General features: G+C 62.1%; 26 protein-coding genes. 15 read left to right on the plus strand and 11 right to left on the minus strand.

What is annotated here, in order from left to right:
• The first annotated feature begins 173 nt into the window (after positions 1 to 173).
• Both NTD80_RS02400 and NTD80_RS02405 read left to right on the plus strand, forming a co-directional pair.
• Positions 174 to 1,751, plus strand: a complete 1,578-nt coding sequence (locus NTD80_RS02400; RefSeq protein WP_262132006.1) for a flagellar hook-length control protein FliK — start codon at positions 174 to 176, stop codon at positions 1,749 to 1,751.
• Positions 1,748 to 2,077: an EscU/YscU/HrcU family type III secretion system export apparatus switch protein gene (locus NTD80_RS02405; RefSeq protein ID WP_106804722.1), complete on the plus strand. Its 330-nt coding sequence runs from the start codon at positions 1,748 to 1,750 to the stop codon at positions 2,075 to 2,077. Before NTD80_RS02400 ends, NTD80_RS02405 begins: the two co-directional genes overlap by 4 nt.
• Positions 2,078 to 2,107: 30 nt before the next feature.
• On the opposite strand, the gene glp is transcribed toward NTD80_RS02405, so the two are convergent.
• The gene (glp, locus tag NTD80_RS02410) at positions 2,108 to 3,334 is read right to left on the minus strand and encodes a gephyrin-like molybdotransferase Glp (RefSeq protein WP_262132009.1); all 1,227 of its coding nucleotides are present in this window, start codon (positions 3,332 to 3,334) and stop codon (positions 2,108 to 2,110) included.
• The gene (gene moaB, locus NTD80_RS02415) at positions 3,318 to 3,857 is read right to left on the minus strand and encodes a molybdenum cofactor biosynthesis protein B (protein ID WP_065901653.1); all 540 of its coding nucleotides are present in this window, start codon (positions 3,855 to 3,857) and stop codon (positions 3,318 to 3,320) included. The genes glp and moaB overlap by 17 nt, the downstream gene beginning before the upstream one ends.
• 76 nt (positions 3,858 to 3,933) lie before the next feature.
• Between moaB and mobA the strand changes: the two genes are divergently transcribed.
• Together mobA and NTD80_RS02425 are read left to right on the plus strand one after the other, a co-directional pair.
• A complete protein-coding gene (gene mobA / locus NTD80_RS02420) occupies positions 3,934 to 4,536 on the plus strand; it encodes a molybdenum cofactor guanylyltransferase MobA (RefSeq protein WP_262132010.1) in 603 nt (200 codons plus the stop codon).
• Positions 4,537 to 4,616: 80 nt separating this feature from the next.
• A complete protein-coding gene (locus NTD80_RS02425) occupies positions 4,617 to 4,838 on the plus strand; it encodes a YgdI/YgdR family lipoprotein (RefSeq protein WP_065901933.1) in 222 nt (73 codons plus the stop codon).
• Positions 4,839 to 4,895: 57 nt separating this feature from the next.
• On the opposite strand, the gene NTD80_RS02430 is transcribed toward NTD80_RS02425, so the two are convergent.
• The 3 genes from NTD80_RS02430 to NTD80_RS02440 all read right to left on the minus strand — a co-directional run bounded on the left by NTD80_RS02430 (position 4,896) and on the right by NTD80_RS02440 (position 6,504).
• Positions 4,896 to 5,786, minus strand: coding sequence for a pseudouridine synthase (locus NTD80_RS02430; RefSeq protein WP_106804725.1), 891 nt, complete (start codon positions 5,784 to 5,786; stop codon positions 4,896 to 4,898).
• Positions 5,787 to 5,857: 71 nt separating this feature from the next.
• Positions 5,858 to 6,193: a transcriptional regulator gene (locus tag NTD80_RS02435; protein ID WP_065901657.1), complete on the minus strand. Its 336-nt coding sequence runs from the start codon at positions 6,191 to 6,193 to the stop codon at positions 5,858 to 5,860.
• A 74-nt stretch (positions 6,194 to 6,267) separates the two neighbouring features.
• Positions 6,268 to 6,504: a glutaredoxin family protein gene (locus NTD80_RS02440; RefSeq protein ID WP_065901659.1), complete on the minus strand. Its 237-nt coding sequence runs from the start codon at positions 6,502 to 6,504 to the stop codon at positions 6,268 to 6,270.
• A gap of 360 nt (positions 6,505 to 6,864) precedes the next feature.
• On the opposite strand from NTD80_RS02440, the gene NTD80_RS02445 reads away from it, so the two are divergent.
• Entirely contained in the window at positions 6,865 to 8,601 is a 1,737-nt protein-coding gene (locus NTD80_RS02445) for a cation:proton antiporter (protein ID WP_262132015.1), read from the plus strand.
• Here NTD80_RS02445 and NTD80_RS02450 read toward each other — a convergent pair.
• Positions 8,588 to 9,796, minus strand: coding sequence for an ammonium transporter (locus tag NTD80_RS02450; RefSeq protein ID WP_065901935.1), 1,209 nt, complete (start codon positions 9,794 to 9,796; stop codon positions 8,588 to 8,590). The two genes, NTD80_RS02445 and NTD80_RS02450, sit on opposite strands and share 14 nt — an antisense overlap.
• Positions 9,797 to 10,143: 347 nt before the next feature.
• Between NTD80_RS02450 and NTD80_RS02455 the strand changes: the two genes are divergently transcribed.
• The 8 genes from NTD80_RS02455 (at position 10,144) to NTD80_RS02490 (ending at position 18,932) form a co-directional block, all read left to right on the plus strand.
• The gene (locus NTD80_RS02455) at positions 10,144 to 10,458 is read left to right on the plus strand and encodes a YqjD family protein (protein ID WP_065901661.1); all 315 of its coding nucleotides are present in this window, start codon (positions 10,144 to 10,146) and stop codon (positions 10,456 to 10,458) included.
• Positions 10,459 to 10,461: 3 nt separating this feature from the next.
• Positions 10,462 to 10,845 (plus strand): phage holin family protein, encoded by a 384-nt coding sequence (locus tag NTD80_RS02460; protein WP_065901663.1) that lies wholly within the window; start codon positions 10,462 to 10,464, stop codon positions 10,843 to 10,845.
• Positions 10,842 to 11,180 (plus strand): hypothetical protein, encoded by a 339-nt coding sequence (locus tag NTD80_RS02465; RefSeq protein ID WP_065901665.1) that lies wholly within the window; start codon positions 10,842 to 10,844, stop codon positions 11,178 to 11,180. The genes NTD80_RS02460 and NTD80_RS02465 overlap by 4 nt, the downstream gene beginning before the upstream one ends.
• A gap of 91 nt (positions 11,181 to 11,271) precedes the next feature.
• Entirely contained in the window at positions 11,272 to 12,435 is a 1,164-nt protein-coding gene (locus tag NTD80_RS02470) for an EAL domain-containing protein (RefSeq protein WP_262132018.1), read from the plus strand.
• A 71-nt stretch (positions 12,436 to 12,506) separates the two neighbouring features.
• A complete protein-coding gene (locus NTD80_RS02475) occupies positions 12,507 to 13,838 on the plus strand; it encodes a deoxyguanosinetriphosphate triphosphohydrolase (RefSeq protein WP_065901669.1) in 1,332 nt (443 codons plus the stop codon).
• Between the two features lie 172 nt (positions 13,839 to 14,010).
• On the plus strand, positions 14,011 to 14,412 hold the full coding sequence (locus tag NTD80_RS02480) for a response regulator (protein ID WP_262132019.1): 402 nt from the start codon (positions 14,011 to 14,013) through the stop codon (positions 14,410 to 14,412).
• 249 nt (positions 14,413 to 14,661) lie between these two features.
• A complete protein-coding gene (locus tag NTD80_RS02485; protein WP_065901673.1) occupies positions 14,662 to 15,288 on the plus strand; it encodes a response regulator transcription factor in 627 nt (208 codons plus the stop codon).
• Between the two features lie 8 nt (positions 15,289 to 15,296).
• Positions 15,297 to 18,932, plus strand: a complete 3,636-nt coding sequence (locus NTD80_RS02490; RefSeq protein ID WP_262132021.1) for a transporter substrate-binding domain-containing protein — start codon at positions 15,297 to 15,299, stop codon at positions 18,930 to 18,932.
• A gap of 26 nt (positions 18,933 to 18,958) precedes the next feature.
• On the opposite strand, the gene NTD80_RS02495 is transcribed toward NTD80_RS02490, so the two are convergent.
• Both NTD80_RS02495 and NTD80_RS02500 read right to left on the minus strand, forming a co-directional pair.
• On the minus strand, positions 18,959 to 19,441 hold the full coding sequence (locus NTD80_RS02495; protein WP_106804729.1) for a GAF domain-containing protein: 483 nt from the start codon (positions 19,439 to 19,441) through the stop codon (positions 18,959 to 18,961).
• Positions 19,438 to 20,328 (minus strand): ATP-binding protein, encoded by an 891-nt coding sequence (locus tag NTD80_RS02500; RefSeq protein WP_065901679.1) that lies wholly within the window; start codon positions 20,326 to 20,328, stop codon positions 19,438 to 19,440. Before NTD80_RS02500 ends, NTD80_RS02495 begins: the two co-directional genes overlap by 4 nt.
• Before the next feature lie 162 nt (positions 20,329 to 20,490).
• Between NTD80_RS02500 and NTD80_RS02505 the strand changes: the two genes are divergently transcribed.
• Positions 20,491 to 22,800, plus strand: coding sequence for a response regulator (locus NTD80_RS02505; RefSeq protein ID WP_262132022.1), 2,310 nt, complete (start codon positions 20,491 to 20,493; stop codon positions 22,798 to 22,800).
• Here NTD80_RS02505 and NTD80_RS02510 read toward each other — a convergent pair.
• The 3 genes from NTD80_RS02510 to msrB form a co-directional block, all read right to left on the minus strand.
• On the minus strand, positions 22,754 to 23,245 hold the full coding sequence (locus tag NTD80_RS02510) for a MarR family winged helix-turn-helix transcriptional regulator (RefSeq protein WP_262132023.1): 492 nt from the start codon (positions 23,243 to 23,245) through the stop codon (positions 22,754 to 22,756). The genes NTD80_RS02505 and NTD80_RS02510 overlap by 47 nt on opposite strands.
• The gene (locus tag NTD80_RS02515) at positions 23,242 to 23,727 is read right to left on the minus strand and encodes a glutathione peroxidase (protein ID WP_262132024.1); all 486 of its coding nucleotides are present in this window, start codon (positions 23,725 to 23,727) and stop codon (positions 23,242 to 23,244) included. The genes NTD80_RS02510 and NTD80_RS02515 overlap by 4 nt, the downstream gene beginning before the upstream one ends.
• Positions 23,728 to 23,919: 192 nt before the next feature.
• Positions 23,920 to 24,312, minus strand: a complete 393-nt coding sequence (msrB, locus tag NTD80_RS02520; RefSeq protein ID WP_065901686.1) for a peptide-methionine (R)-S-oxide reductase MsrB — start codon at positions 24,310 to 24,312, stop codon at positions 23,920 to 23,922.
• Between the two features lie 203 nt (positions 24,313 to 24,515).
• Between msrB and NTD80_RS02525 the strand changes: the two genes are divergently transcribed.
• On the plus strand, positions 24,516 to 25,727 hold the full coding sequence (locus NTD80_RS02525) for a pyridoxal phosphate-dependent aminotransferase (RefSeq protein WP_016978462.1): 1,212 nt from the start codon (positions 24,516 to 24,518) through the stop codon (positions 25,725 to 25,727).
• The last annotated feature ends 14 nt before the right edge of the window (positions 25,728 to 25,741 follow it).

Raw genomic sequence — 25,741 nt, forward strand, 5'->3', positions numbered from 1 at the left:
CGGCGGTGCAGCGGCCGTTAAAGAGAAATGCACAATAACGGCTTTGGCGACCGATTTTAGAGAGCTGGATCAAATAGTTGTGAGGTTTTTACCGCTCTCTTTGCAGACGGGCGGCATTATACATGTGATGCCCTACTCTAAAGAGGGCAATTTCCCCAGAGACGACGCGCGCGATGACCGGTGAGATCAACCTTCCTACGCTAGCACCTGCTCCGGCAACCGGGCCTGCCCTGGCACCCGCGACCGGTGAGTTGCTGAAACTGCTGGAGCCGCAGATCGGCCTGATCGACCCCGGGAAAACCGCGAATGCCGAGGTCATCGCCCTGAAACAAGGCGGTGAAGCCTTTCAGCTGTTGCTCAAGTTGACCCTCGAGGGTGGCCGCCAGACCCTGGTCCAGGCGAGCAGCGCGCAGCCCTTGCCGCTGGGCAGTAACGTGGCCGTCAGCCAGACGCCCGCCGGCAACCTTACGCTCAGCCTGCAGCAGGCCTTGAGCGCGAACGTGGCCGCACTGACGCGCATCGACACCACGCAAATGCCGGTGGGCACGCTGCTGCAAGCCAAGGTGCTGACCACCCAGATGTTGCCCCAGGGCCCCACGCAACCGGCCATCTACCGTTCGCTGGTGACCGTGCTCAATAACGCCCTGGTCGGGGCCACCCTGACCGTGGAAAGCCCGCAACCCTTGCGCGTGGGCAGCTTGCTCAGCGCCGTGGTGCAGAACGCACAGACCTTGAATTTTGTGCCGTTGAGCGGGCTCAAGGATCAATTGGCGGTGACCCAGCAACTCGCCACCCAGCAAAGTCGCCAGGGCTCGCTGGATGCGGTCTTCACTGCGCTCCAGAACCTGCCACGTGGCGACAGCACCTCCGCCGACCTGCGCGCCGCAGCCGAGCGGTTACTGGCGGCCTTGCCGGACCTGGCGCAGGTCAGCAATCCCAAGGTGCTGGCCCAGGTGATTCAGAACAGCGGCGCCTTCCTCGAAGCCAAGCTGCTCGCCGGGCAGAACCCGCAGATCCCGCCGCTGGACATGAAAGGCGCCCTGCTGCGCCTGGTCGCGGATCTGCTGCCCGCCCTCCCCGCCAGTACCAATATGAATGCCATCCTCGCCGCCAATACGCTGGCCCAGGTGTTGCCGAACTTCGTGCGCAGCCCGTTGAACACCCTCGGCCAGGTCAGCGCCCGGCAGACACCCGCAGGCTTCCCGCTGCCCGAGCGGCTGATGGCCAAACTGGAAGGCGAAGGCGACCTGGAAAACCTGCTGCGCCTCGCCGCCGGAGCGATCTCGCGGTTGCAGAGCCACCAGTTGTCGAGCCTGGAACAGACCGGCACCACCGCCGATGGCCGCCTGCAAACCACCTGGCAACTGGAAATCCCGCTGCGCACCTTGCAGGACATCTTGCCGCTGCAGGTCAAGTTCCAGCGCGAAGAGCCGGCGCCGGACAAGGACCAGCCCGAGCGCAAAGACAAGAAAGATCCCAAGCAGATGCTCTGGCGCGTCGAACTGGCCTTCGATATGGAGCCACTGGGGCCGTTGCAGGTGCAGGCGCAATTGACCCAGGGCAAGCTGTCCAGCCAGTTATGGGCAACCCGGCCGTTTACCGCCAGCCTGATCGAAAGCCACTTGGGCAACCTGCGCGAGCGCCTGGTGACGTCGGGCCTCAACGTCGGCGACCTCGACTGCCACCTCGGCACCCCGCCGCGCGGGCCGAAAACCGGACTGGAACAACGCTGGGTGGATGAGACCGCATGAAAAACCCGACACCACCGCGTCAGGCGATTGCCCTCAAATACGACGGCCAACAAGCCCCGACCCTGACTGCCAAGGGCGACGACGCCCTCGCCGAGGCGATCCTGAAGTTGGCACGGGAAAACGAAGTCCCGATCTATGAAAACGCCGAGCTGGTAAAGCTGCTGGCGAGGATGGAATTGGGCGACAGCATTCCCGAGGAGTTGTACCGCACCATTGCCGAAATCATCGCGTTCGCCTGGACGTTGAAGGGCAAGTTCCCAGTGGGCTATGACCCCAACGCCCAGCCGGCGGAACGCGATGTGACCGCACGCGGCGAAGACTACTAACGACTCGCTCCCCCACTCAGCTCGCTCCTGTCAGTTCAGGACTTCACTCAGCGGGATGAAATTGACGCTGTCGCCCACCTCCAGCGTGGTGCCTTCCCGCACTTCCACAAAGCCTTCCGCCCAGGCCGCGCTGCGCAGCACGCCGGAGCTCTGGTTGCGGTAGATGATCGCCTTGCCCTGCTCGATGCGCCCGCGCAAATACTCACGACGGTTGCCCGGCTTGGGCCAGGTGAAGCCCACCGGCACTTCGAAACGCAGTGGTTCCACGTCTTGCACACCCTGGCGGCGCAACAGGTAAGGCCGGGCCAACAGGGCAAAGGTCACCAGGGTCGACGCCGGGTTGCCAGGCAGGCCGATCACCGGCACGCCACGGAAGTGCCCGAAGGTCAGCGGCTTGCCCGGCTTGATCGCGAGCTTCCACAAGGCCAGCTCGCCCTCTTCGCGCAGGGCGATGCCGAGGAAGTCCGCCTCGCCCACCGATACGCCGCCGGTGGACAGGATCAGGTCAACCGCGCCCAGGCTCCCCAGGCAGGTGCGAGTCTGCTCCAGGTCATCCGGCAGGATGCCGGCATCGATCACTTCACAGCCCATGCGCTCAAGCCAACTGCACAGCACACGGCGGTTGCTGTTGTAGATCTGCCCAGGCCCCAACGGCAAACCGGGCTCGATCAGCTCATCACCGGTGGACAGCACGGCCACGCGCACACGGCGGATCACGTCAAGACGAGCGTGCCCCAGCGAAGCGGCGAGACCCAATTCGATCGGGCCCAGGCGCGTGCCGGCGCTCAAGACCAATTCGCCGACAGTGGTTTCCTGACCTTGGGGGCGGATGTTCTGGTCGACCTGCAAGGGCTCGGTAAAGCTCACGCGCTCATCGGCGTGGACCAGCGCATTTTCCTGCATCTCCACGCAGTCCGCGCCTGGCGGCACCGGTGCGCCGGTGAAGATGCGCGCGCAGGTGCCAGCGGCAAGGGGCTGCGGCGCGTTGCCGGCGAAGATGCGTTGGCTGACCACCAGCGGCTCGCCGGTCCAGTCCGCCAGGCGCAAGGCGTAGCCGTCCATGGCACTGTTGGGCCACGGCGGCAGGTCGAGGGTGGAGATCAGGTCCTGCGCCAGGACACGGCCATCGCACTCGGCAAGGAGCAACGATTCCTGCTCACGAATCGGCGCGGCGGCGGCCATGTCGAGCAATTGCTGGAGCGCGTCTTCCACCGGCATCAGGGCGCCGGTCTTGCCAGGCTTACCCACGGGATTCACAGGGTTCAGCCTGTTTGAGGTGCGGTACGAAGTTGCACGGGCGATGGCGGTTATCCAGCTGTTCGGCGAGGATGCCGTCCCAACCGGTGCGCACAGCGTTGGTGGAACCCGGCAGGCAGCACACCAGCGTGCCGTTGGCCAGGCCGGCCAAGGCACGGGATTGCACGGTGGAGGTGCCGATATCGGCCACGGAAATCTGGCGGAACAATTCGCCGAAGCCGTCGACCTGCTTGTCCAAGAGGCAACTGACGGCTTCCGGGGTGCTGTCGCGGCCGGTGAAACCGGTGCCGCCGGTGATCAGCACCACTTGCACCACATCTTCGGCGATCCAGTGCGCGACCTGGGCGCGGATTTTATACAGGTCGTCCTTGAGCAGCACGCGCTCGGCCAAGGCGTGGCCGGCGGCGGTCAGGCGGTCGACGAACACCTGGCCCGAGGTGTCGGTGTCCAGGGTGCGGGTGTCGCTGACGGTCAATACAGCAATATTCAGGGGTACGAAGGGCGCATCAGCCTTGGCTTTCATGGCTCGGTCCGGTTGTCGAAGGAACAGCCCGATGTTATATCACAGGGCCCTCTTTACCTGCCGCAGCGGAACCGCCATGTCTCTCGATTCTTCGCCCCTGCCCTGCTCGATCCTGCTACTGGCCGGTGGCCGTGGCCAACGCATGGGTGGCCAGGACAAAGGCCTGCTGGCGTGGCGCGGCGAGCCGTTGATTGCACATTTGCAACGCCTGACCCGGCCATTGACCGATGACTTGGTCATCTCCTGCAACCGCAATCAGGACCGCTACGCCCCCTACGCCGACCACCTGGTGAGCGACGACAGCCCGGACTTCCCCGGCCCGCTCGCCGGCATCCGCGCAGGGCTGGCAGCCGCGCGCCATACACACCTGTTGGTATTGCCGTGTGACGTGCCAAACCTCGACGCGCAATTACTGCGCGCCCTGCGTGACACCGCGCAACGCCAACCGCAGGTGCCCGTGATGGTGCGTCATGGTGAATTCTGGGAACCCTTGATCTGCATCATCCCCACCCACCTGCGAACCGAGGTAGAACAGGCGTGGCGCGCCGGTGAGCGCAGCCCGCGCAAGATCTTCCTGCAACTGGGGGGCGTGGGCCTGGAATGCCCGGCGGATGATCCACGCTTGGCCAACCTGAATACGCCAGAGCTGTTGCACCCAAGGACTGACGTGTCAGAATGAACTTTAGCACAAGGAACTTTGGCGGCGTCTCACACGTCACAAGGTCAGCATTTAAAAAGTATTCTCTCGGAGACACACTCATGACTCAACGGACCATCGCCGCTCTCATGCTTGCACTGGGCCTCGCCACTCTCGCCGGTTGCGCCTCGCCAACAGTGATCACCCTGAATGACGGTCGCGAAATCCAGGCCGTCGACACCCCTAAATTCGACAAGGCTTCGGGCTTCTACGAGTTCGAGCAGTTGGACGGCAAACAGACCCGTATCAACAAGGACCAGGTCCGTACCGTTAAAGACCTGTAAGCCTCAAACGCTTGCCCACAAGGCCCGCCTCGCGCGGGCCTTTTCGTTTCCGGGGGGTTACCAGTCGAGGGTGATGCGGCTGTTGAAGTGGCGTGCTTCGCCGGTGACCGGGTCAATGAAGCGCACGCCCTGAGCCAGTAGCTTCAACGGGTTGGCGTAGTCGTCCACGGCATCCTTGATCACCTCGGGGTAGAACGGGTCGTTGCAGATACTCGCGCCCAGCGCGGTCATGTGCACGCGCAACTGGTGCTTCTTGCCGGTCACCGGGAACAGGCCGTAGCGCCATAGATCGGCATTTTTCTCACGCACTTCCACGGCCGTTTCAGTGTTGCTGGCGCCGGCGCCTTCCTGCATGCGAAAGAACGGTTCGCCCTCCACCAGGCGGCTTTTGTGCACCAGGGGGAACGTCAACGCGGGCAGTGCCGGGGCGATGGCCTCGTAGAATTTATCGATACGTCGCGTGGGAAAGAGCTGCTGGTAAGCCGAGCGGCTCGCCGGATTGGCCGAGAACAGCACCAGCCCCGCCGTATGCCGGTCGATGCGATGCAGCGGCACCAGCGCGGGGTTGTCGAGGCGGCGAATCAAGCGGCGCAGCAGGGTTTGCTCGACGTACTCGCCGGCCGGGGTCACCGGCAGGAAATGCGGTTTATCGGCGACCACCAGGTGTTCGTCGGCGTACAGGATGGTTTCCTGCACCGGGATGACCTTTTCGTTCGGCACTTCGCGAAAGTAATAGATGCACAGGCCTTCCTTGTAGGCCAGGTCCAGACGGATCGGGCTGCCGTTGATGTCGAGCACGCGGCCACGGGCGATGCGGTCCAGCCAGTGTTCGCGGCTGATGGCCGGGAAGTGTTCGCACAGGCAGTCCAGCACCGTCGCCCAGGGGCCCGGTGGCAGGTACAAGGTGCTGGCTTGATGCTGGGAGGCGGAGAAACCGGTAGAGGACATGAAATGCTCGAAGCCTGGAAAAACACGCGGGCATTATCCCGCATGCAGCGGGATTGAGCCTAGGGCGGATCTCAGGCCTTGACCAACTCGGCGCGCAGGATCGGCGAAGCACTCGCGGCCTCGGTGAACTCCTTGAGCCAGCGCAGCACGTCCACCGCTTCCCAGCGGCCCGGATCATACAGCGCGTACAGCAAGCCCTGGTAACCCACCACGTCCAGCTGCTTGTGGTAACCGGCGCGCTGGAACAGGGCCTCGATCTCGGCGAAGCAGGTATTGAAATGCACTTTGTTAAACGGCGTCTTGCCTTCCGTGACCAGGCCGTCCAGGCGCAGCTCGTTCACCGCGTTGCGCACGACGTCGGCGGACATGCGATTGACGCTGCTCTTCAATTGTTCAACATTCACCACGGGCGTTCCCTCTATTCAATCGCTGTACAAACATACAGTAACGCAATATTTGGAAACCTGCCATCGCAGAAACCTCAACGAAGGAAGGCCACGACCTGTTGTGTGTCGAATGGCCAATCCAGTTCCGCCCCGGTGTCGACCCGGCGAAGCACCGGAATTCGCAGGCCGTAGGCCTCGGTCAGGTCGACCGGGTCGGTGATATCCACCAACTCCACCAGCAGCCCGTGTTCGACGAGCGGCATGATTTCGGCTTCGGCGAACTCACACAGGTGGCAACCCAGGGTGCCGAACAATTGGCATTCAGGCAGCATGACGAATAGACCCTGTCAGAAGTAGGTGATCATTCTAAGCGCACCCAATACCTGTGGCGAGCGGGCTTGCCCCGCGTTGGGCTGCGAAGCAGCCCCGAAACGGATCGCCCCAGTTGTGTCTGGATGAGTGTGGTGGCCTTAGTGGGGCCGCTGCGCGCCCCAACGCGGGGCAAGCCCGCTCACCACAGGAAGCCAGATCACCAACAATAAGCACGCTCTCCACACTAAGCCCACTCGCCACAACAGCCCTCGCTTGCCACTTGAAATCCAATCGGCCACAGAAACCCCTGACCCAGGTCAGCATGGCCTATAACTGATTCAGCGATTCTCGCGGCTTTTTGTCCGCCACCTGCAACGGAGATGCGTGTGTTTGCCAACCTGCTGATCATTCTGGCCTCATCCCTGGTGGTGATTGCGCTGTTTCGCCGCCTGCAGTTGCCGCCGGTGCTGGGCTACCTGTGTGTGGGCCTGGCCGTGGGGCCCACTGCGCTGGATTGGGTCAACGACAGCGAAGAGTTGCCCGACCTCGCCGAATTGGGGGTGGTGTTCCTGCTGTTTTCCCTGGGCCTGGAATTTTCCCTGACCAGGATGCTCGCCCTGCGCCGCGCGGTGTTTGGCCTGGGCAGCTTGCAGGTGCTGGGCTGCGGGGCGCTGCTGGGTGGTTTGTTGATGGTCCTGGGGGTGGCGCCGGGCATTGCGCTGTTGCTCGGTGCCGGGCTGGCGTTGTCGTCCACCGCTATCGTCAGCAAGGAACTGACCAGCCTCGGGGAAATCTTCAGCAGCCACGGCCAGAACGCGATTGGTGTGCTGCTGTTCCAGGACGTGGTGGCAGTGTTGCTGCTGACCCTGGTGCCGGTGTTTGCCGGCAGCAGCGAGCAAGCCTGGTACTGGGCGCTGCCGCTGACCCTGGGCAAGACCGTGGTGCTGTTCGTCGGCCTGCTGTTTGCCAGCCGCTGGCTCTTGCCGCGCCTGTTTCGTGAGGTGGCCGCGTCCCATTCGGCCGAGCTTTTTGTGCTGCTGGCGCTGGTGATCGTGCTGCTCACCGCCTGGCTCACGCACCTGTTGGGGCTGTCCCCGGCCCTCGGTGCGTTTCTCGCCGGGATGCTGCTGGGCGAAAGCCATTACCGCCATCAGATCGAAGCGGATATCCGCCCGTTTCGCGACATTTTACTCGGGCTGTTTTTTGTCAGCATCGGCATGCTGATCGACCTGCAACTGTTCGTCAGCCATAGCCTGCTGATCCTCGGTTTCACCCTCACACTCATGCTGGTCAAGGCGTGCGTGGTCGCCGCCCTGGTCAAATGGCGCGGCAGTGACGGTGAGACCGCCTGGCGCAGCGGCCTGGCCCTGGCCCAGGGCGGCGAGTTCTGTTTTGCATTGATGGCGCAGATGCAGCAGAGCCGATTGATCCCGGATGAATTCAACGGCCTGCTGCTTGCCGCCACGTTCTGCTCGATGCTGCTCACTCCGCTGCTGTTGCGCGCCGCGCCGGCCCTCGCGCTGCGCCTGCACCGCAAGCCCAACCAACAAGTGCAACTGGAGGCGATCACCGCCCTCAACGCCCAATTGCGCGGGCACGCGGTGATCTGTGGCTATGGCCGGGTCGGGCAATCCATCGGGAGGTTTCTGCGGCACGAACAGCAAGCCTTTATCGCCCTGGATGACGACCCGGAACGCGTACAGGAAGCGGCCACCGAAGACAGCAGCGTGCACTATGGCGACTGTCGGCGTGGCGCCCTGCTCAGCGCAGTCGGCCTGGAGCGCGCACGCCTGGTGGTGATTGCGGTGGACAACAGCGATGTGGCCCTGGTGGTGCTCAAAGAGGCAAGGCGGATCAACCCCGACGTGCCGATCCTGGTGCGCACCCGCGATGACAGCCAGTTGGCCGCATTGAAAGCCGCGGGCGCCAGCGAGGTGGTGCCCGAGCTATTGGAGTCGAGCCTGATGCTCGCCTCCCACGCCCTGGTGATGCTCGGCTTGCCCGACCAACAGGTACAGGCGCGGGTCGACGAGGTCCGGCACAACCGCTATCGCCTGCTGCACGGGTTTTACTCGCAGGCGCCCAGCGATGACGCGGCGCCGATCAATCCTGACTGACCGCGCCGATCTTGTGGATCGACAGGTCGGCGCCGTAATACTCCTCTTCCTGGCTCAGGCGCAGCCCGTGCAGGCGCTTGATCACGCCGTACACCAACAGGCCGCCGCCCAGCGCAACCACAACGCCGAGGGCGGTGCCGATCAACTGGCTGATCAGGCTGACCCCACCCAGCCCACCCAGTGCGGTCTGCCCGAAAATGCCACAGGCAATGCCGCCCCACACGCCGCACAGGCCGTGCAACGGCCACACACCCAACACGTCATCGATCTTCCAGCGGTCCTGGGCCGCGATGAAGCACCACACAAACAGGCCACCGGCGACGACACCGGTGACGAGCGCGCCCACCGGGTGCATCAGGTCGGAGCCAGCACAGATCGCCACCAACCCGGCCAGCGGGCCGTTGTGCAGGAAGCCTGGGTCATTGCGACCGATCACCAGCGCGGCCACGGTGCCGCCGACCATGGCCATCAGCGAGTTGACCGCCACCAGGCCACTGACGCCATTGAGGGTTTGCGCGCTCATCACGTTGAAGCCGAACCAGCCGACGATCAGGATCCAGGAGCCCAACGCCAGGAACGGAATGCTCGACGGTGCAAACGCCACCAGCCGCCCGTCACGATAACGGCCGTTGCGCGGGCCCAGCAGCAACACCGCCGCCAGCGCCAGCCAGCCGCCCATGGCGTGCACCACCACGGAACCGGCGAAGTCATGGAAGCTGGCGCCGAAAGTCGCCAGCAGCCAGGCCTGCAAACCGAAATTGCCGTTCCAGACCATGCCTTCGAAAAACGGGTAGATGAACGCGACGATCAGCGCGGTGGCGCACAGTTGCGGAACAAACCGTGCACGTTCGGCGATGCCACCGGAGATGATCGCCGGGATCGCCGCGGCGAAGGTCAGCAGGAAGAAGAACTTCACCAGGCCATAGCCGTGGTCGGCACTGATTACCGCCGCCGGTTGCATGAAGCTCACACCGTAGGAGATCCAATAGCCTATAAAGAAATAGGCCAGGGTCGAGATGGCGAAGTCGCTGAGGATCTTCGACAAGGCGTTGACCTGGTTCTTCTGGCGCACGGTGCCGACTTCCAGGAACGCGAAGCCGGCGTGCATGGCCAGGACCATGACCGCACCGATCAGGATGAAGAGGGTGTTGGAACTGTGGACAAGGGTATCCACCGCGCTTTGCAAATTTTCCATGGAGGTGGGCAGGCCTGCATTAAAGGCAAAAAGCACCAAAGCGGTTCAAGCCAGGGTTTCGCGCACTAAATTGGCACCACCGGTCCCACCCCTCTTCAGAGGGCATGAACCGCTTTAGCGCAGCGATTAACACAACAGGCCGTTGCCGACAGGGTTTTTCCGCGGGTTTGAGTGATTTAGGGTAAGGTTTTTCAAGGCATTGGCCTCAGGCCGCCCAGATTCAGCGCAGGCCCCGGGGCGTGCGCACCAAGGCAAAGCAAAAGCTGTACCACACAATTGAACTGAACCTTCACCGATGCCGGTGACTCGAAAACACACGTACCGATCAGCCAATCACGGAGATAACCATGGCCAGAAGAACTGCAAAGACTGCTCAAGAAATACTGATGGCGGATTTCCAAACCCTGGTCAGTGACACCGAACGGTTGCTGGACGACACCAAGGTCCTGGCCGGCGACCAGGCCGATGAGCTGCGGAGCAAGATCCACGAGAGCCTGCTCAAGGCCCGTGAAACCCTGCAACTGACCGAAGAATCCCTGCGCGAACGCGGCCAGGCGGCGGTCACGGCCACCGAAGATTACGTCCAGGCCAACCCATGGCAGTCCGTCGGTATCGCTGCCGGTGTGGGCTTCTTGATCGGTCTGCTGGCTACAAGGCGCTAAATCATGTCTATCGGCGAAAGCAGCTCGTCCACGGGCACAACCTCTCGACGTCTGGGCGCGGCCGTGCTGGGCTTGCTGCACAGCCATGTCGAACTGTTTGGCATCGAATTGCAGGAGCAGAAGGCGCGCACTGTCAGCCTGCTGCTGTTTGCCGGCCTGGCGCTGGTGTTTGCTCTGCTGTTGCTGGTGGGGCTGTCGACATTGGTGATGATCCTCGTGTGGGACACCGGTTACCGCCTCACCGGGATCATCTGCCTGTGCGTCTTCTACAGCCTGGCCGCCGCCTTCTGCGGGGTGCGCTTGAAAGCGGCAGTGTTCGATGAGTCCACGCCCTTCCACGCCACCCTCGAAGAGTTGGCCAATGATCGGGAGCGCCTGCTGCCATGAGCTCGAATGAAATCCAGCAAACCTCGCGCCGGGAAATGCGCAAGGCGTTGATTCGCCTGCGCATGGAGATGCACCGCCAGGAGATCCGCCATGAGTCCCAGCAACTGATGGTGCCTCTGAACAAGGTGCGCAACATGGGCCAGAGCTTCCAGGGCGGCTTGGGCATCAAGCACGCGCCGCTGTGGGGCGTGGCCGCCGTCACGCTGATGGGCTTCTTTACCGGCAAAGGCGCCAAGGGCGGCGGGATCAGCAGCTTGACGCGCCTGGTGCGCCTCGGTGCCGGCCTGATCCCGCTGATCAAATTGGCCATGCAGGGCAGTTCGCGCAAAAGCTGAGCCAGCTGGCTGCATTCTTGCTAACAGAAACGGCCCGGTCCTCGTTTTCGAGGGCCGGGCCTTTTTTCGGCAACGCATCTAAGGAGGCCCCGTGATCGACGGGCAACCGCTCGCCTGCTTCCAACCGTTCATCGACACCGCCACGGGCCGTATCGCCGGCGTCGAAGCCCTCGGCCGCCTGCGCCAGGCGGATGGGCGCTTGCAGTCCGTCGGCCCGTTGTTTGCCGATCCGCGCACACCGGGCGTGAGCTTGCGCCGCCTCGACCGGCAGATTCGCGACAATGCGCTGAGCCGTTTGCATGAGGCCCCCGAAGACTGGTTCCTGAGCCTGAACATCTCGCCGCGCTGGATCAACCGCCTGCGCCCGGGCCAGGCCCTGCCGAGCCTGAAGCAGATCCACCTGCATGGCGTCGACCCACGGCGCATCGTGTTCGAGATCACTGAGCTGGGCGGCGATATCCAGCGCTTGGCCCAGGTGGTGGCGCGCTATCGCGAGGCGGGCGCGCGCATCGCCATCGACGACTTTGGTGCCGGCTATTCCCAACTCGACCGGGTGCTGGCGTTGCAGCCGGATATTCTCAAGCTCGACATGCGTCTGTTCCAGGAAGCTGCCAAGGGTGGACCGAGCAGTGAAGTGGTGCGCGCATTGGCGCAGATGGCGGAAAAAACCGGCTGCTGGATCATTGCCGAAGGCGTGGAAACCGAAGCCCAATTGAATTTCGCCCTGGAGTGCGGTTCGCGCTATGTGCAGGGCTACCTGTTCGCGCAGGCGCAGCTGGACTGGTTTGCCACCGATGCCTTCGTGGCGCATTTTGCGCAGCTGCGCGCGGCGTATGTGCAACAGAAACTCGCGGAACGCGGGCGCGTCATGCAACTGCGCCAGCAATTGGCCGAGCTGATGAAGATCCTGCAGGCCTGGGCCCAGGGTCAGGCGCCGCTGAGCGAGCTGCCGCAATTGCCGGACTTTCCCTGGCTGTTGCGTTTTTATCAGTGCGACCGCCATGGCACCCAGCTGACACCGAACTTCGAGTGGCGCCAGGACGCCTGGCAAGCCGACAGCCGCTACCTGGGCCATAACTGGTCCTGGCGCCCGTATTTTTATCACTTGCTGGCCGAAGGCTGGGAAGAACGCCGCCTGACCTTGTCCTCGACCTACCGCGACGCCACCACCAACCAGTATTGCCTCACCGCCGGACAATTCTTCGATAACGGTCAGCGCTTGCTGTTAATCGATATCGACGCGGCCGGGTTGTAGATTTTCGCTTGCCCAGGCCTCGCTGAACCGGGAAGCTGGGAGGGACATTCACCGTACGGAGAGTACCCGCCTTGGATTGGCCCACCCTGCTTACCCGCGAACGTCTTGGAAAGCCCCTGCACAGCCCGGAAGAATTGGGCCGCAGCCCGTTTCACAAAGACCACGACCGAATTATATTTTCCGGCGCGTTTCGCCGCCTCGGCCGCAAGACCCAGGTTCACCCGGTGTCCAGCAACGACCACATCCACACGCGCCTGACCCATTCCCTGGAAGTCAGCTGCGTGGGTCGCTCCCTCGGCATGCGCGTCGGTGAAACCCTGCGCAGCGCCCTGCCCGACTGGTGTGATCCGAGCGACCTGGGCATGGTCGTGCAATCGGCCTGCCTGGCACATGACATCGGCAACCCGCCGTTCGGGCATTCCGGCGAAGACGCCATCCGCCACTGGTTCCAGCAAGCTGCCGGACGCGGCTGGCTGGATGACATGAGCACCGCCGAGCGCAATGACTTCCTTAATTTCGAGGGCAACGCCCAAGGCTTTCGCGTGCTCACCCAGCTTGAATACCACCAGTTCGACGGCGGTACGCGGCTGACCTACGCGACCCTGGGCACCTACCTCAAATACCCCTGGACCGCCCGCCACGCCGACTCCCTGGGCTACAAGAAGCACAAGTTCGGCTGCTACCAGAGCGAACTGCCGATCCTCGAACAGATCGCCCACAAGCTTGGCCTGCCGCAACTCGAAGAACAGCGCTGGGCGCGTCACCCGCTGGTTTACCTGATGGAAGCGGCGGACGACATCTGCTACGCCTTGATCGACCTGGAAGACGGCCTGGAAATGGAGTTGCTGGAATACGCCGAGGTCGAGTCGCTGCTGCTCGACCTGGTGGGCGACGACCTGCCGCAGACCTATCGGCAACTGGGCTCCCAGGACTCGCGTCGGCGCAAGCTGGCGATTCTGCGCGGCAAGGCTATCGAGCATTTGACCAATGCCGCGGCGCGAGCCTTCGTCGAACAGCAGGACGCCCTGTTGGCCGGCACCTTGCCCGGCGACCTCGTCGAGCACATGCACGGCCCGGCCAAGCGCTGCGTACTGGATGCCAAGGACATGGCGCGCAAGAAAATCTTCCAGGACAAACGCAAGACCCTGCATGAGATCGGCGCCTACACCACCCTGGAGATCCTCCTGAACGCCTTTTGCGGCGCAGCCCTGGAGCAGCATGGCGGGCGGACCCCGTCCTTCAAGAACCGGCGCATTCTCGACCTGCTGGGCAACAACGCGCCGAACCCTGCGTGGCCGTTGCACGCTTCGTTCCTGCGCATGATCGACTTTATCGCCGGCATGACCGACAGCTATGCCACCGAAATGGCGCGGGAGATGACGGGACGCTCCAGCCCCCAATAACCCCGCCGATCACGCCGCCTGTTGCCTGAACAGAATCTGCCTACGACGGTAACAGAGCGGCCTGATCGAATTCGCACAACCACATGAGGAATAATCGCGCGCACTCCGGGCCAACCTGGCGAATCGTTCCTACGTGCCCCCTCATCGACGCTTGACTCACTGTGTGCCTTCTATGCCCAGTTACCCCCTACGCATCCTGGTGGTGGAGGACCATCCGTTCCAGCTGCTCGCCACCCAGTGCCTGCTCAAGAGTTTCGGTTTCGAGCAACTGACCCCGGCGGAAAACGCCGAACAGGCGATCCGCCTGATGACGCTGGCCGACAACCCTTTTGATATCCTCCTCTGCGACCAGTGCCTGCCGGATCTGCCGGGGCTCGAGTTGATCGAAATCGCCAGCCGCCGGCGTTTTATCAGCGCCGCCATCCTGCTCAGCGGGTTACCTGAAGCTGAATTATCCGCCCTGCACGAGCAAGCCCGGGAGCGTGGGCTGCCCTTACTCGGCTACTTATCAAAGCCGTTGAACAAAGATGAGTTTTCACGTTTGACCCACTCATTGCCCCGCTTAAACGTGTAGGACTTAAAACATATAAACCGTCGAAAAGCACACGTATAAGGGCCGTTAAATCCCCGGCATCACGATTCGGGCAGCGCGCCGCTGAAACGCTGACCACCCGATTCCCGAAGCCTTAGCGACCAGTAGGCTATTACCTTTTTTAATGTAGGAACTTTCCTGTTTTATATCTATGCCCCCTCGACTTCATGCTCCCCCCTCAACTTCTGAGCTAATGTGCCCGCTTTATTTGCACTTGCATGGAATGTGATTATGAACACCGTTTTTATTATCGATGACCACCCGGTTATAAGGCTGGCCATCAGGATGTTGCTGGAACACGAAGGTTACGAAGTCGTCGGCGAAACGGACAACGGGTGCGACGCCATACAAATGGTCCGCGAATGCCTGCCGGACCTGATCATCCTGGACATCAGCATTCCGAAACTCGATGGGCTCGAGGTGCTGTGCCGATTCAACGCCATGAATACCTCGATGAAAACCCTGGTTTTGACCGCCCAATCCCCCACCCTGTTCGCTACGCGCTGCATGCGCTCGGGTGCCGACGGCTACGTGTGCAAGGAAGGCGACCTGAGCGAACTGCTGAGCGCCATTCGCGCCGTATTGTCCGGCTACAACTACTTTCCCAGCCAGGCCTTGAACTCCCACGGTGCAGACGGCGTGGATACCCAGGAGCTTGAACTGTTCAAGGCAGTCAACGATCGCGAGTTGATGGTATTGCAACTTTTTGCACAAGGCCGCACCAATAAGGAAATAGCCAAGGGTATGTTCCTGAGCAATAAAACTGTAAGTACTTATAAAAAGAGGCTGATGCAGAAACTTCAAGCCAAGTCCTTGGTAGAACTTATCGAGATGGCAAAACGAAACGCGCTAGTGTGAGAAAACGGATGCCCAGGTGTATAAAGGACTATCTGATTATATTGAGTGCCGGCTTGTGCTTCAGCGCCGCCGTGCCCGCAACCCCTCAAACTGGCCCGGAACATTTCAACCTGCTGAGCCGCGCGAGCTACGTACCACTGGAAAACCGCCTGAACAAAGTCCAACGCCAATGGCTACAGAACAAACGCGAGTTGGTGCTGGGCACCGCTTTCCCTGACTACCCGCCCTTCGATCTCACGTCCAGTGGGCGCGACTATGAGGGACTCACCGCCGACTACGCCGGCCTGCTCGCCAAGGCGCTGGCCCTGCCGGTCAAGGTCCTGCGCTATCCCTCCCGAGAGGCCGCGATCAGCGCCCTTGAAACCGGGGAGATCGACTTGCTGGGCTCCTCCAACAGCTTTGAGGCGGCAAACCCCCACCTGACATTGTCAGAGCCATATGCCGTGGACCGGCCGGTGCTGGTAACCCGCGAAAGCGAAACCCGTAGCCTCAGCGAGGGCCTGGCCGGAATGCGCCTGGCACTGGTCTACCACTACCTGCCCCTGGGTGAGGTGGAAAAGCTGTACCCCAAGGCGATCATCCGTGCCTACCCCTCGTATCAGAATGCGTTGAACGCGGTAGCCTTCGAACAGGCCGACGTTTTTCTCGGCGATACCATTTCCACGCATTACATGATCAACAAGGGCTACCTGAAGAACGTGCGCATGGCGAACTTCGGCAAGCATGAAGCCTATGGGTTCAGCTTCGCGATGCCCCAGCACCAGGACACCCTGTTGAGCATCGTCGACGAAGTCTTGCGCGCCGTGCCCACCAGCGAACGCGAAACAATCGCCAAGCGCTGGAGCGCCGGCAGCGACATCCTGCTGACCGACCAGAAACTGCAACTGACCTTGCGCGAAGAACGCTGGCTGCGGGACAACCCGGTGGTCAAGGTGATCGTGAACGAAACTTTTGCACCGCTGACGTTTTTTGACACCGACGGGAATTTTCGCGGCATCGCCGCCGACTTGCTGGAACTGATTCGCCTGCGCACCGGCTTGCGCTTCGACGTCCAGCGCGAGCGTGATGTGAACGTGATGATCAATAAGGTCGAGGCGGGCAAGGCCGATATCATCGGGGCGGTCATCCCCAGCGTCGAGCGCGAAGCCCAGTTGAACTTCAGTCGCCCCTACCTGGAAAACTCCTACGTCATGTTGACGCGCAAGGATGACCAGGCCCCCAACGGTCTTGAGGAAATGCAAGGCAAGCGGCTGTCGGTGACCCAGGGCAGCCCGTTGATAGCTTTCCTGCGCGACAACTTTCCCAGGATCCAGCTGGTAGAAACCGGCGACACCTTCAAGTCGACCGAATTGCTGGTACAGGGCAACGTGGACGGTGCAGTGAATACCTTGGTGGTCGCCAATTACTTCCTGTCTTCGCCGATGTTCCAGGACAAGCTTCAAATCAGTTCCAGCATCGGCACCACCCCCGCCACTTATGCGCTGGCGACAGCACGCAGGGCTACCGAACTCACCTCGATTCTCGACAAGGCCCTGCTGAGCATCGCCCCGGATGAGCTGGGGGTGATCAACAGTCGCTGGCGCGGCTATACCGCGGCCTCCGACAGTTACTGGCGCGACTACCATCAACTGATTGCCCGCATCATCTTCGGCACCGGCCTGCTATTGCTGATTTCCCTGGGCTGGAACGCCTATATGCGCCGCCAGATCAAGCACCGCAGGATGGCGGAGCGCGCGCTCAATGATCAGTTCGAGTTCATGCGTGCGCTGGTCAACGAGACCCCGCACCCGATCTACGTCCGCGACCGCAAGGGCCTGCTGCAGACCTGCAACGATAGTTACCTGCAGGTGTTCGACGTCAAGCGCGAGGAGGTGATCGGCAAAAGCGCGCTGCAGATCAGCACGGCCATGGCGGCGGAGGCGGCGCAATACCATGCCGACTACAAACGCGTGGTGTCCGAAGGCAACCCGCTGATCCTCGACCGCGCCCTGCACATTCGCGGGAAAAAACTGACGATCTACCACTGGATCCTGCCGTACCGCGACTCCGTCGGCGAGGTCCAAGGCATCATCGGCGGCTGGATCGACATCAGCGAACGACGCCAGTTGTTCGACGAACTGCGCGCCGCCAAGGAGCGTGCCGACGAAGCCAACCGGGCCAAGAGCACCTTCCTCGCGACCATGAGCCACGAAATCCGCACGCCGATGAACGCTGTGATCGGCATGCTCGAACTGACCCTCAAGCGAGCCGACCAGGGTCATCTCGATCGCCCGGCCATCGAAGTGGCGTACAACTCGGCCAAGGACCTGCTGGAGCTGATCGGCGATATCCTCGATATCGCCCGTATCGAATCCGGCCGCCTGAGCCTGGCGCCCGAACGCGTCAACCTGCGGGAAGTGATCGAGTCGGTGGTACGCGTGTTTGATGGCCTCGCCCGGCAGAAAACCCTCAGCCTGTTGCTGGAGTTCAAGCCCGAGCTGGACGCCACCGAAGTCTTGATCGACCCGTTACGCTTCAAGCAGGTGCTGTCCAACCTGGTCAGCAACGCGATCAAGTTCACCGAGCAAGGCCAGGTAAAGATCAAGGTCGAGGTGTTACCCACCCAACTGCCGCAGCAGATCGAGATGAAACTGGTGGTCGAAGACACCGGCATCGGCATCAGCCGTGACGATCAGATGCGCCTGTTCGAACCCTTTGCCCAGGCCGACAACTCCGGGCACCTGGCCAGGAGCGGCGCGGGCCTGGGGTTGGTAATCTGCCGCAGCCTGTGCGCGATGATGGGCGGCCAACTGAGCCTGAGCAGCGTGCCGATGGTCGGCACCCAGGTGTACGTCAACCTGAAGATGACGCGCCTGCAGCCGGTGCTGGCGGTGGACGAATTCAAGCCCGAGGCCCCCGCGACGGCGCCTGTGCTGAATGTCCTGGTGGTGGACGATCACCCGGCGAACCGGCTGTTGATGTGCCAGCAGCTCGGCTACCTGGGCCACCAGTTCACCGCCGCCCACAACGGCTCGGCCGGTTTCCAGGCCTGGCGCCAGGAGCACTTCGACCTGGTGATAGCCGACTGCAACATGCCCATCATGAATGGCTACGAGTTGAGCCGCTCGATCCGCGAGTACGAGCAGCGCGAGCAACTGACGCCCTGTGTCGTACTGGGCTTTACCGCCAACGCCCAACCCGAGGAGAAGCAGCGCTGCGCCCAGGCAGGCATGAACGATTGCCTGTTCAAACCCATCAGCCTTACCGCGCTGGAGCGGCAACTGGCGCAGATCAGTCCGCGCTCGGCCGGCCTGATCCTGGACCTGGGTAATTTCGAGGCCTTGACCGGCGGCGATCCGCAGATGAGTCGACGCCTGCTGGAGGAGTTGCTGAGCAGCAGTCGTCGCGATCGCCAGGAATTGCTCGCCTTGATAGCCGCCCAGGCTTCCTCCCGGGACATCAGCGAACAGGCACACAAGATCAAGGGCGCTGCCCGCATCGTTCAAGCCCGAACGCTGGCTTCGCAGTGCGAAAGCCTCGAACAGGTGTGCGCGCGGGATGCTGACCGGCCCCTGATCGACACGCAGGTGAAAACCCTGGAAAAACTGATGCTGGAGCTGGAACGGCTGCTGCAGGTGCAGTTGCAAGAGCTGGAGAGTCAATAAGGGGGCGGCATCCGCCCCCTCGTTGATCAGCAGTCGGTCAAGCGCAGGAAGATCGCCGCCAGCTGTTCGATACCCGCCTGGTCCTGCTCGGTAAAGCGTGCCAGGGACGGGCTGTCGAGGTCGAGGACGCCAATCAGCCTGTCGTCCTTGACCAGCGGCACCACCAACTCGCTGTTGGAGGCGCTGTCACAGGCAATATGCCCGGGAAACGCGTGTACATCCTCGACGCGCTGGGTCTGGCGCGACGCCGCCGCCGCCCCGCACACCCCACGACCGAACGGAATACGCACACACGCGATCTGCCCCTGGAACGGCCCCAGCACCAGCTCTTCATTGCGGTTGAGGTAAAAGCCGGCCCAGTTCAAGTCGTCCAGCTGGTTAAACAGAAACGCCGAAAACTGCGCACTGTTGGCGATGAAATCGCGCTCATCGGCGAGCAGCGATTCCAGCTGCGCACACAGCATCGCGTAGCCGTCGAGGCCGGTGCCGGCGTGTTGTAGATCGATCATGGCTGACGCTCCAGCAGTTTGAGGCCTACCCAGTAACGGGCAAATTGGTACGCGCAGCGGCCATTGCGGTTGCCGCGCCCGGTTGCCCAGCGAACGGCGAGGATGTCGAGCGCCTCATCGCGCTGCCACTGCAAACCGGCTTTGTTCGCCAGCTCGCCGATCCAGTGCTCGACCACATCCAGGAAATGCTCTTGCGTGAACGGGTAGAACGACAGCCACAGACCAAAACGGTCGGACAAGGCAATCTTGTCTTCCACCGCCTCGCTCGGATGCAGCTCACCGTCCACGCGTTTCCAGTTGTCGTTGTCACTCTGGTTTTCCGGTACCAGGTGGCGACGGTTGGACGTGGCATACAGCAGCACGTTTTCCGGTGCCTGTTCCAGCGAGCCGTCCAGCACACTCTTGAGTACGCGATAATCGCCCTCGCCGGCCTCGAACGACAGGTCGTCACAGAACAGGATAAAGCGCTGCGGCAGCTTGACCAGTTGCTCGACCACCCGTGGCAGGTCGGCCAGGTGATCGCGCTCAATTTCGATCAGGCGCAGGCCGGCCTTGGCATGCTGGGCCAGCAAGGCACGCACCATCGACGATTTGCCGGTGCCGCGCGAACCCCACAGCAGCGCGTGGTTGGCTGGCAGGCCATCAATGAATTGCTGGGTGTTGCGGGCCAGTTGTTCGCGTTGCTTGTCCACGCCGATCAGGTCGGACAGGCGCATGTCCAGGCTCACCTCCAGCGGCAACAGGAAACCGGTGCGACCTTCACGCTGCCAACGGGCGGCAAGGCATTGGTTCCAGTCGATGGCTTGGCGTGGCGCGGGCAACAAGGGTTCAAGGCGGGCGAGCACTGCGTCGGCCCGCTCAAGAAAAGCATTCAGTCGAGAATCCACGATTATTCCTCTGGCAAGTTCTTGCAAAAGATGGCGTATTGGCAACCCTGCGGCGGATCGCACGAGGCCGCGTAAAAAACGATTCATGCCGGCAAGCCAGAGCCTGTGGATGTTCAGCTATGCTTGCCGGGCGAAGGGAAACGTGAAGTGGTTCAACACTCGATGGATATCAAGTTCGCCCACCGCTTGTCTTATAAACAAGCCAGATTGACTGTGCTGGTCGGTTTCGTCTTGGGAACCTTGCTCAGCCTGATCCAAATCGGCATTGATTATGCCAGCGAAGACGCATCCATCAACCGTGAAATACGCTCGCTGATCGAAATCAGCCATAACCCCGCGTCGCGTATCGCCTACAACATCGATGCCGAACTGGCCCAGGAACTGACCCTGGGCCTCTTGCACTCCCCCGCGATCATTCACGCGCAGTTGATCGACAACAACGGCGTGGTACTGGCCGATGTCGAGCGGCCGCGCAAGGAAAGCCCCTACCGCCCCATCAGCGATTTCCTGTTTGGCGCCAACCGTCAGTTCGAAGACCGGCTGTACCTGAGCCATATGCCCAACGAATCCCTCGGCGTGCTGCGCCTGGACGTGGACACCTACGCTTTCGGCAGCCGTTTCCTGCACCGGGCCGAGATCACCCTGCTCAACGGGTTTGCCCGTAGCCTGCTGCTGACCGGCATTCTCCTGGCCCTCTTCTACGTGATGCTGACCCAGCCACTGGTACGCGTCATTCGCGAGCTGAGCAACCGCCGGCACGCCCGCCTGGACTGCCCAGCCGGGCATGAACACGACGAGATCGGTGTGCTGGTCAGCGTGGCCAACCAGCAATTTGAAAACATGGAGACGGAGATCCAGCAACGCCGGCATGCCGAAGACCGGCTGACCGAATACTTGGGGCAACTGGAAAACATCGTCTCCGCGCGCACCCTTGAACTCAAGGCGAGCAACCAGCGCCTGAGCCAGTCCAACGAAGAATTGGAAGCGGCGAAGATGACCGCCCTGGGCATGGCCCAGGCCCGCGCGGCGTTTCTGGCGAACATGAGCCATGAAATCCGCACCCCGCTCAATGGGCTGCTGGGGATGATCGCGCTGTCACTGGACAGCTCGCTGAACGCCGAGCAGCGCCAGCAACTGTCGATCGCCCATGACTCGGGCAAGGTGCTGGTGGAGTTGCTCAACGATATCCTCGACCTGTCCAAGTTCGACGCCGGCCAGTTGGAGCTGGAGGTGATCCCGTTCGACCTCGGCTCGCTGGTCGAAGACACGGCCAACCTGCTGTCGCAGAACGCCGCGCCCAGCGTCGAGCTGACCTGCCTGATCGACCCGCAGTTTCCCGCCCAGGTGCTGGGCGACCCGACGCGCGTGCGGCAGATCGTCAGCAACTTGCTGTCGAATGCGTTGAAGTTCACCCGTTTCGGTCGCGTGGATGTGCGCCTCAGCGCCCTGAATGGCCGGGTGCGCATCGAAGTGTGTGATACCGGTATCGGCATTGCGCAGGAAGCCCAGGTGAAAATCTTCCAGCCCTTCACCCAAGCCGGCGCGGGCATCACCCGCCAGTTTGGCGGCACGGGGCTGGGCCTGGCGTTGACGCACAACCTGTGCGAAGCCATGAAAGGCCGTCTGAGCATCAGTTCGGAGGTCGGCTTTGGCAGCCAGTTCTGCGCCGAACTGCCGCTGCCGCTGCATTTGCCCGCCGTGCAACAGGCGCCGCTGGCGGGTGAGGTCATCGCCATAACCAGCGCCGGCAGTGGCCTGACGGAACTGCTCAGCACCTTGCTGCCGCATTGGGGGCTGACACCCCGCTGCTACTCGCAGGACGAGGATTTGAGTGGCCTCTCCCCGGACCTGCTGATCACCGATTGTCCGGAATGCCTGTTCCGCCTGCGGCCTGCCATTACCGCACCGATCCTGCTGGTGACCGCCTATGGCAATTTCATGCCCAGCGAAGAAGTGGCGGCGCTGGCGCCCTTGCAGCAACAGGCGCGCCCCTTGAGCCGCAATGCGTTGTACCAGATCCTGCAGCGCAATTTACGCAGCGACCCGCAACTGATCCTCGACCCCCTCCAATTGGAAGCGGCGCCCCTGGCACACCGGGCGCGCATCCTGCTGGTGGAGGACAACCCGGTCAACCAACTGGTCGCCAAGGGCATGTTGAGCAAGCTGGGGTGCGAAGTAGTCGTGGCCGCCCATGGTGGCGAAGCGCTCAAGTTCCTCGAGGAGCAACGCTTCGACCTGGTGCTGATGGACTGCAACATGCCGGTTATGGATGGCTATGAGGCCAGCCGGCAGATCCGCCAAAGCGGACGCTGGCCGGACCTGCCGATTGTCGCGCTGACCGCCAACGCCCTCTCCGAAGAGCGCGAGCGTTGCCGGGCAGCGGGCATGAATGACTACCTGGCCAAGCCGTTTCGCCGCGAAGAACTCAAGGGCCTGCTGGACCTGTGGGTGCCGACGACGACAAGTCTCTGATCTGCCCAAGCAACTGGTCCAGGCCGTGGCGCAAGGCATCGGCCTGGTTCAGGTCGATGCCGCTGTCACATAACAATCGGGTCTTGAGGCCATGGGCCTGGTCGCGCAGGTGCACACCGTCATCACTGAGGCTGAGGTGCACTTCGCGCTCGTCCCTGGCGCTGCGCTGGCGCCTGACCCACTTGAGCTGCTCAAGGCGCTTGAGCAGCGGCGTCAGCGTGCCCGAGTCGAGCATCAGGCGCTCACCCAGGGCCTTGACCGTCGGTTGCGCCGGAGCCACTTCGTGCCATTCCCACAGCACCAGCATCACCACATATTGCGGGTAGGTCAGGCCAAGCTGATCCAGCATCGGCTTATAAGCGCGGGTCACGGCCCGGGAGGCGGCATACAGCTTGAAACACAACTGATCGTCCAGGGCCAGGGACACGGTAGGCAGGTCGGTCATTTGAGCAGGGCTTCAATCTCTTGGGTGAGGTCCTGCGGCTTGGTCGTCGGGGCAAAGCGCTTGACCACCTGGCCGTCGCGGCCAATCAGGAACTTGGTGAAGTTCCACTTGATCCCCTTGGACCCCAGCAGGCCCGGCGCCTGTTTTTTCAGTTGCACGAACAGAGGATGGGCCTCAGTACCGTTCACGTCGATTTTCTTGAACAGTGGGAAGCTGACGCCGTAGTTCAGCTCGCAGAATTCGGAAATCGCGCCTTCGTTGCCCGGCTCCTGCTTGCCGAACTGGTTGCAGGGAAAGCCCAGCACCACCAGGCCCTGGTCCTTGTACTGCTGCCAGAGCTGCTCCAGGCCCTTGTACTGCGGGGTGAAGCCACACTTGCTGGCGGTGTTGACCACCAGGATGGCCTTGCCGGAGAAATCGGCCAAGGTCTTTTGCTCCCCCTTGATGGTGGTGCACGGAATGCTCAGCAGGTTGTCGCTCATGGCAGTGCCTCGATCGGGAGAAAAGAAGGTAAACATAGTAGGCAATTAAATTGCGTGCAATTTAATTGGCGGCATTGATACCCCACTATCACCTTTTCCCTGCAGGAGCCCGGCTTGCGGCGATAGCGATCTGAAGGATGCCATCGCCGGCAAGCCGTACGACTACAGGGAGTTTACGTTGGCCTATATCGCTCAGCGCGGGACCAGGTCCAGGCACACCGAGTTGATGCAGTAACGCAAGCCGGTCGGCGGCGGGCCGTCCGGGAACACGTGGCCCAGGTGCGCATCGCACTTGGCGCAGGTAACTTCCGTGCGGATCATGCCGTGGCTGACATCGCGAATCTCGACCATCGCGCTCTCGGCGATCGGCGCGTAGAAGCTCGGCCAGCCGCAGCCGGAATCGAACTTGGTGGTGGAATCGAACAGGGGCTCGTTGCAGCAGATACAGTGGTACACGCCATCTGTCTTGGTTTCGTTGTACTTGCCGCTGAAAGGACGCTCGGTGCCCTTGAGACGGCAAACCTGGTACTGCGCGGGATCGAGCATGTCCCGCCACTCTTCAAGGGTTTTCTGCAACTTATCCATCGGTACACCTCGGCAACTGAAAAAGCCTGATCTGTGTCTTTTCCATGGATCAGGCGGCACGTATGATTGCGCCTCTTCAAAAACGCCAGTCTGGCACCCGCGCAACCGGCATTCAAACGTATTTATGGGTGCGGGCCCCGCAGGATTCGCAGTACGGTAGTGTCCACACCGTCTGGATCGTTCATTTTCAGGATCACATCGCCATGCAGGTCAGCAAATCGAACAAGCTCGCCAACGTCTGCTACGACATTCGCGGCCCAGTGCTCAAGCACGCCAAACGCCTGGAAGAGGAAGGCCATCGCATCCTCAAGCTGAACATTGGCAACCCGGCGCCATTTGGTTTCGAAGCGCCGGACGAAATCCTCCAGGACGTGATCCGCAACCTGCCCACCGCCCAGGGCTACAGCGACTCCAAGGGCTTGTTCAGCGCGCGCAAGGCGGTGATGCAGTACTACCAGCAGAAGCAGGTCGAAGGCGTCGGTATTGAAGACATCTACCTGGGCAATGGCGTGTCCGAGCTGATCGTGATGTCCATGCAGGCGCTGCTCAACAACGGTGATGAAGTGCTGGTGCCGGCACCCGACTACCCGCTGTGGACGGCAGCGGTGACCCTGGCCGGCGGCCACCCGGTGCATTACCTGTGCGATGAAGGCGCCGACTGGTTCCCGGACCTGGCCGACATCAAGGCCAAGATCACCCCCAACACCAAGGCCCTGGTGATCATCAACCCGAACAACCCCACCGGCGCCGTGTACTCCAAGGAAGTGCTGCTGGGCATGCTCGAGTTGGCGCGCCAGCACAACCTGGTGGTGTTCTCCGACGAGATCTACGACAAGATCCTCTACGATGACGCCGTCCACGTGTGCACCGCGTCGCTGGCACCTGACCTGCTGTGCCTGACCTTCAACGGCCTGTCCAAGTCGTATCGCGTGGCGGGCTTCCGTTCTGGCTGGATCGCCATTTCCGGGCCCAAGCACAACGCCCAGAGCTATATCGAAGGCATCGACATGCTGGCCAACATGCGCCTGTGTGCCAACGTGCCGAGCCAGCACGCCATCCAGACCGCCCTCGGCGGCTACCAGAGCATCAACGACCTGGTACTGCCCCAGGGCCGCCTGCTGGAACAGCGCAACCGCACCTGGGAACTGCTCAACGCGATCCCGGGCGTGAGCTGCGTGAAGCCCATGGGGGCGCTGTACGCTTTCCCACGCATCGACCCGAAGGTCTGCCCGATCCTCAACGACGAGAAGTTCGTGCTCGACCTGCTGCTGTCGGAAAAGCTGCTGGTGGTGCAAGGCACTGCGTTCAACTGGCCGTGGCCGGATCACTTCCGTGTGGTGACCCTGCCGCGTGTGGATGACCTGGACATGGCCATTGGTCGCATCGGCAACTTCCTCAAGTCCTATCGCCAGTAGGGTAGATGTCGCCG

The organism is Pseudomonas sp. 13B_2.1_Bac1 (assembly GCF_025466155.1).
Classification (GTDB): Bacteria; Pseudomonadota; Gammaproteobacteria; order Pseudomonadales; family Pseudomonadaceae; genus Aquipseudomonas; species Aquipseudomonas aylmerensis.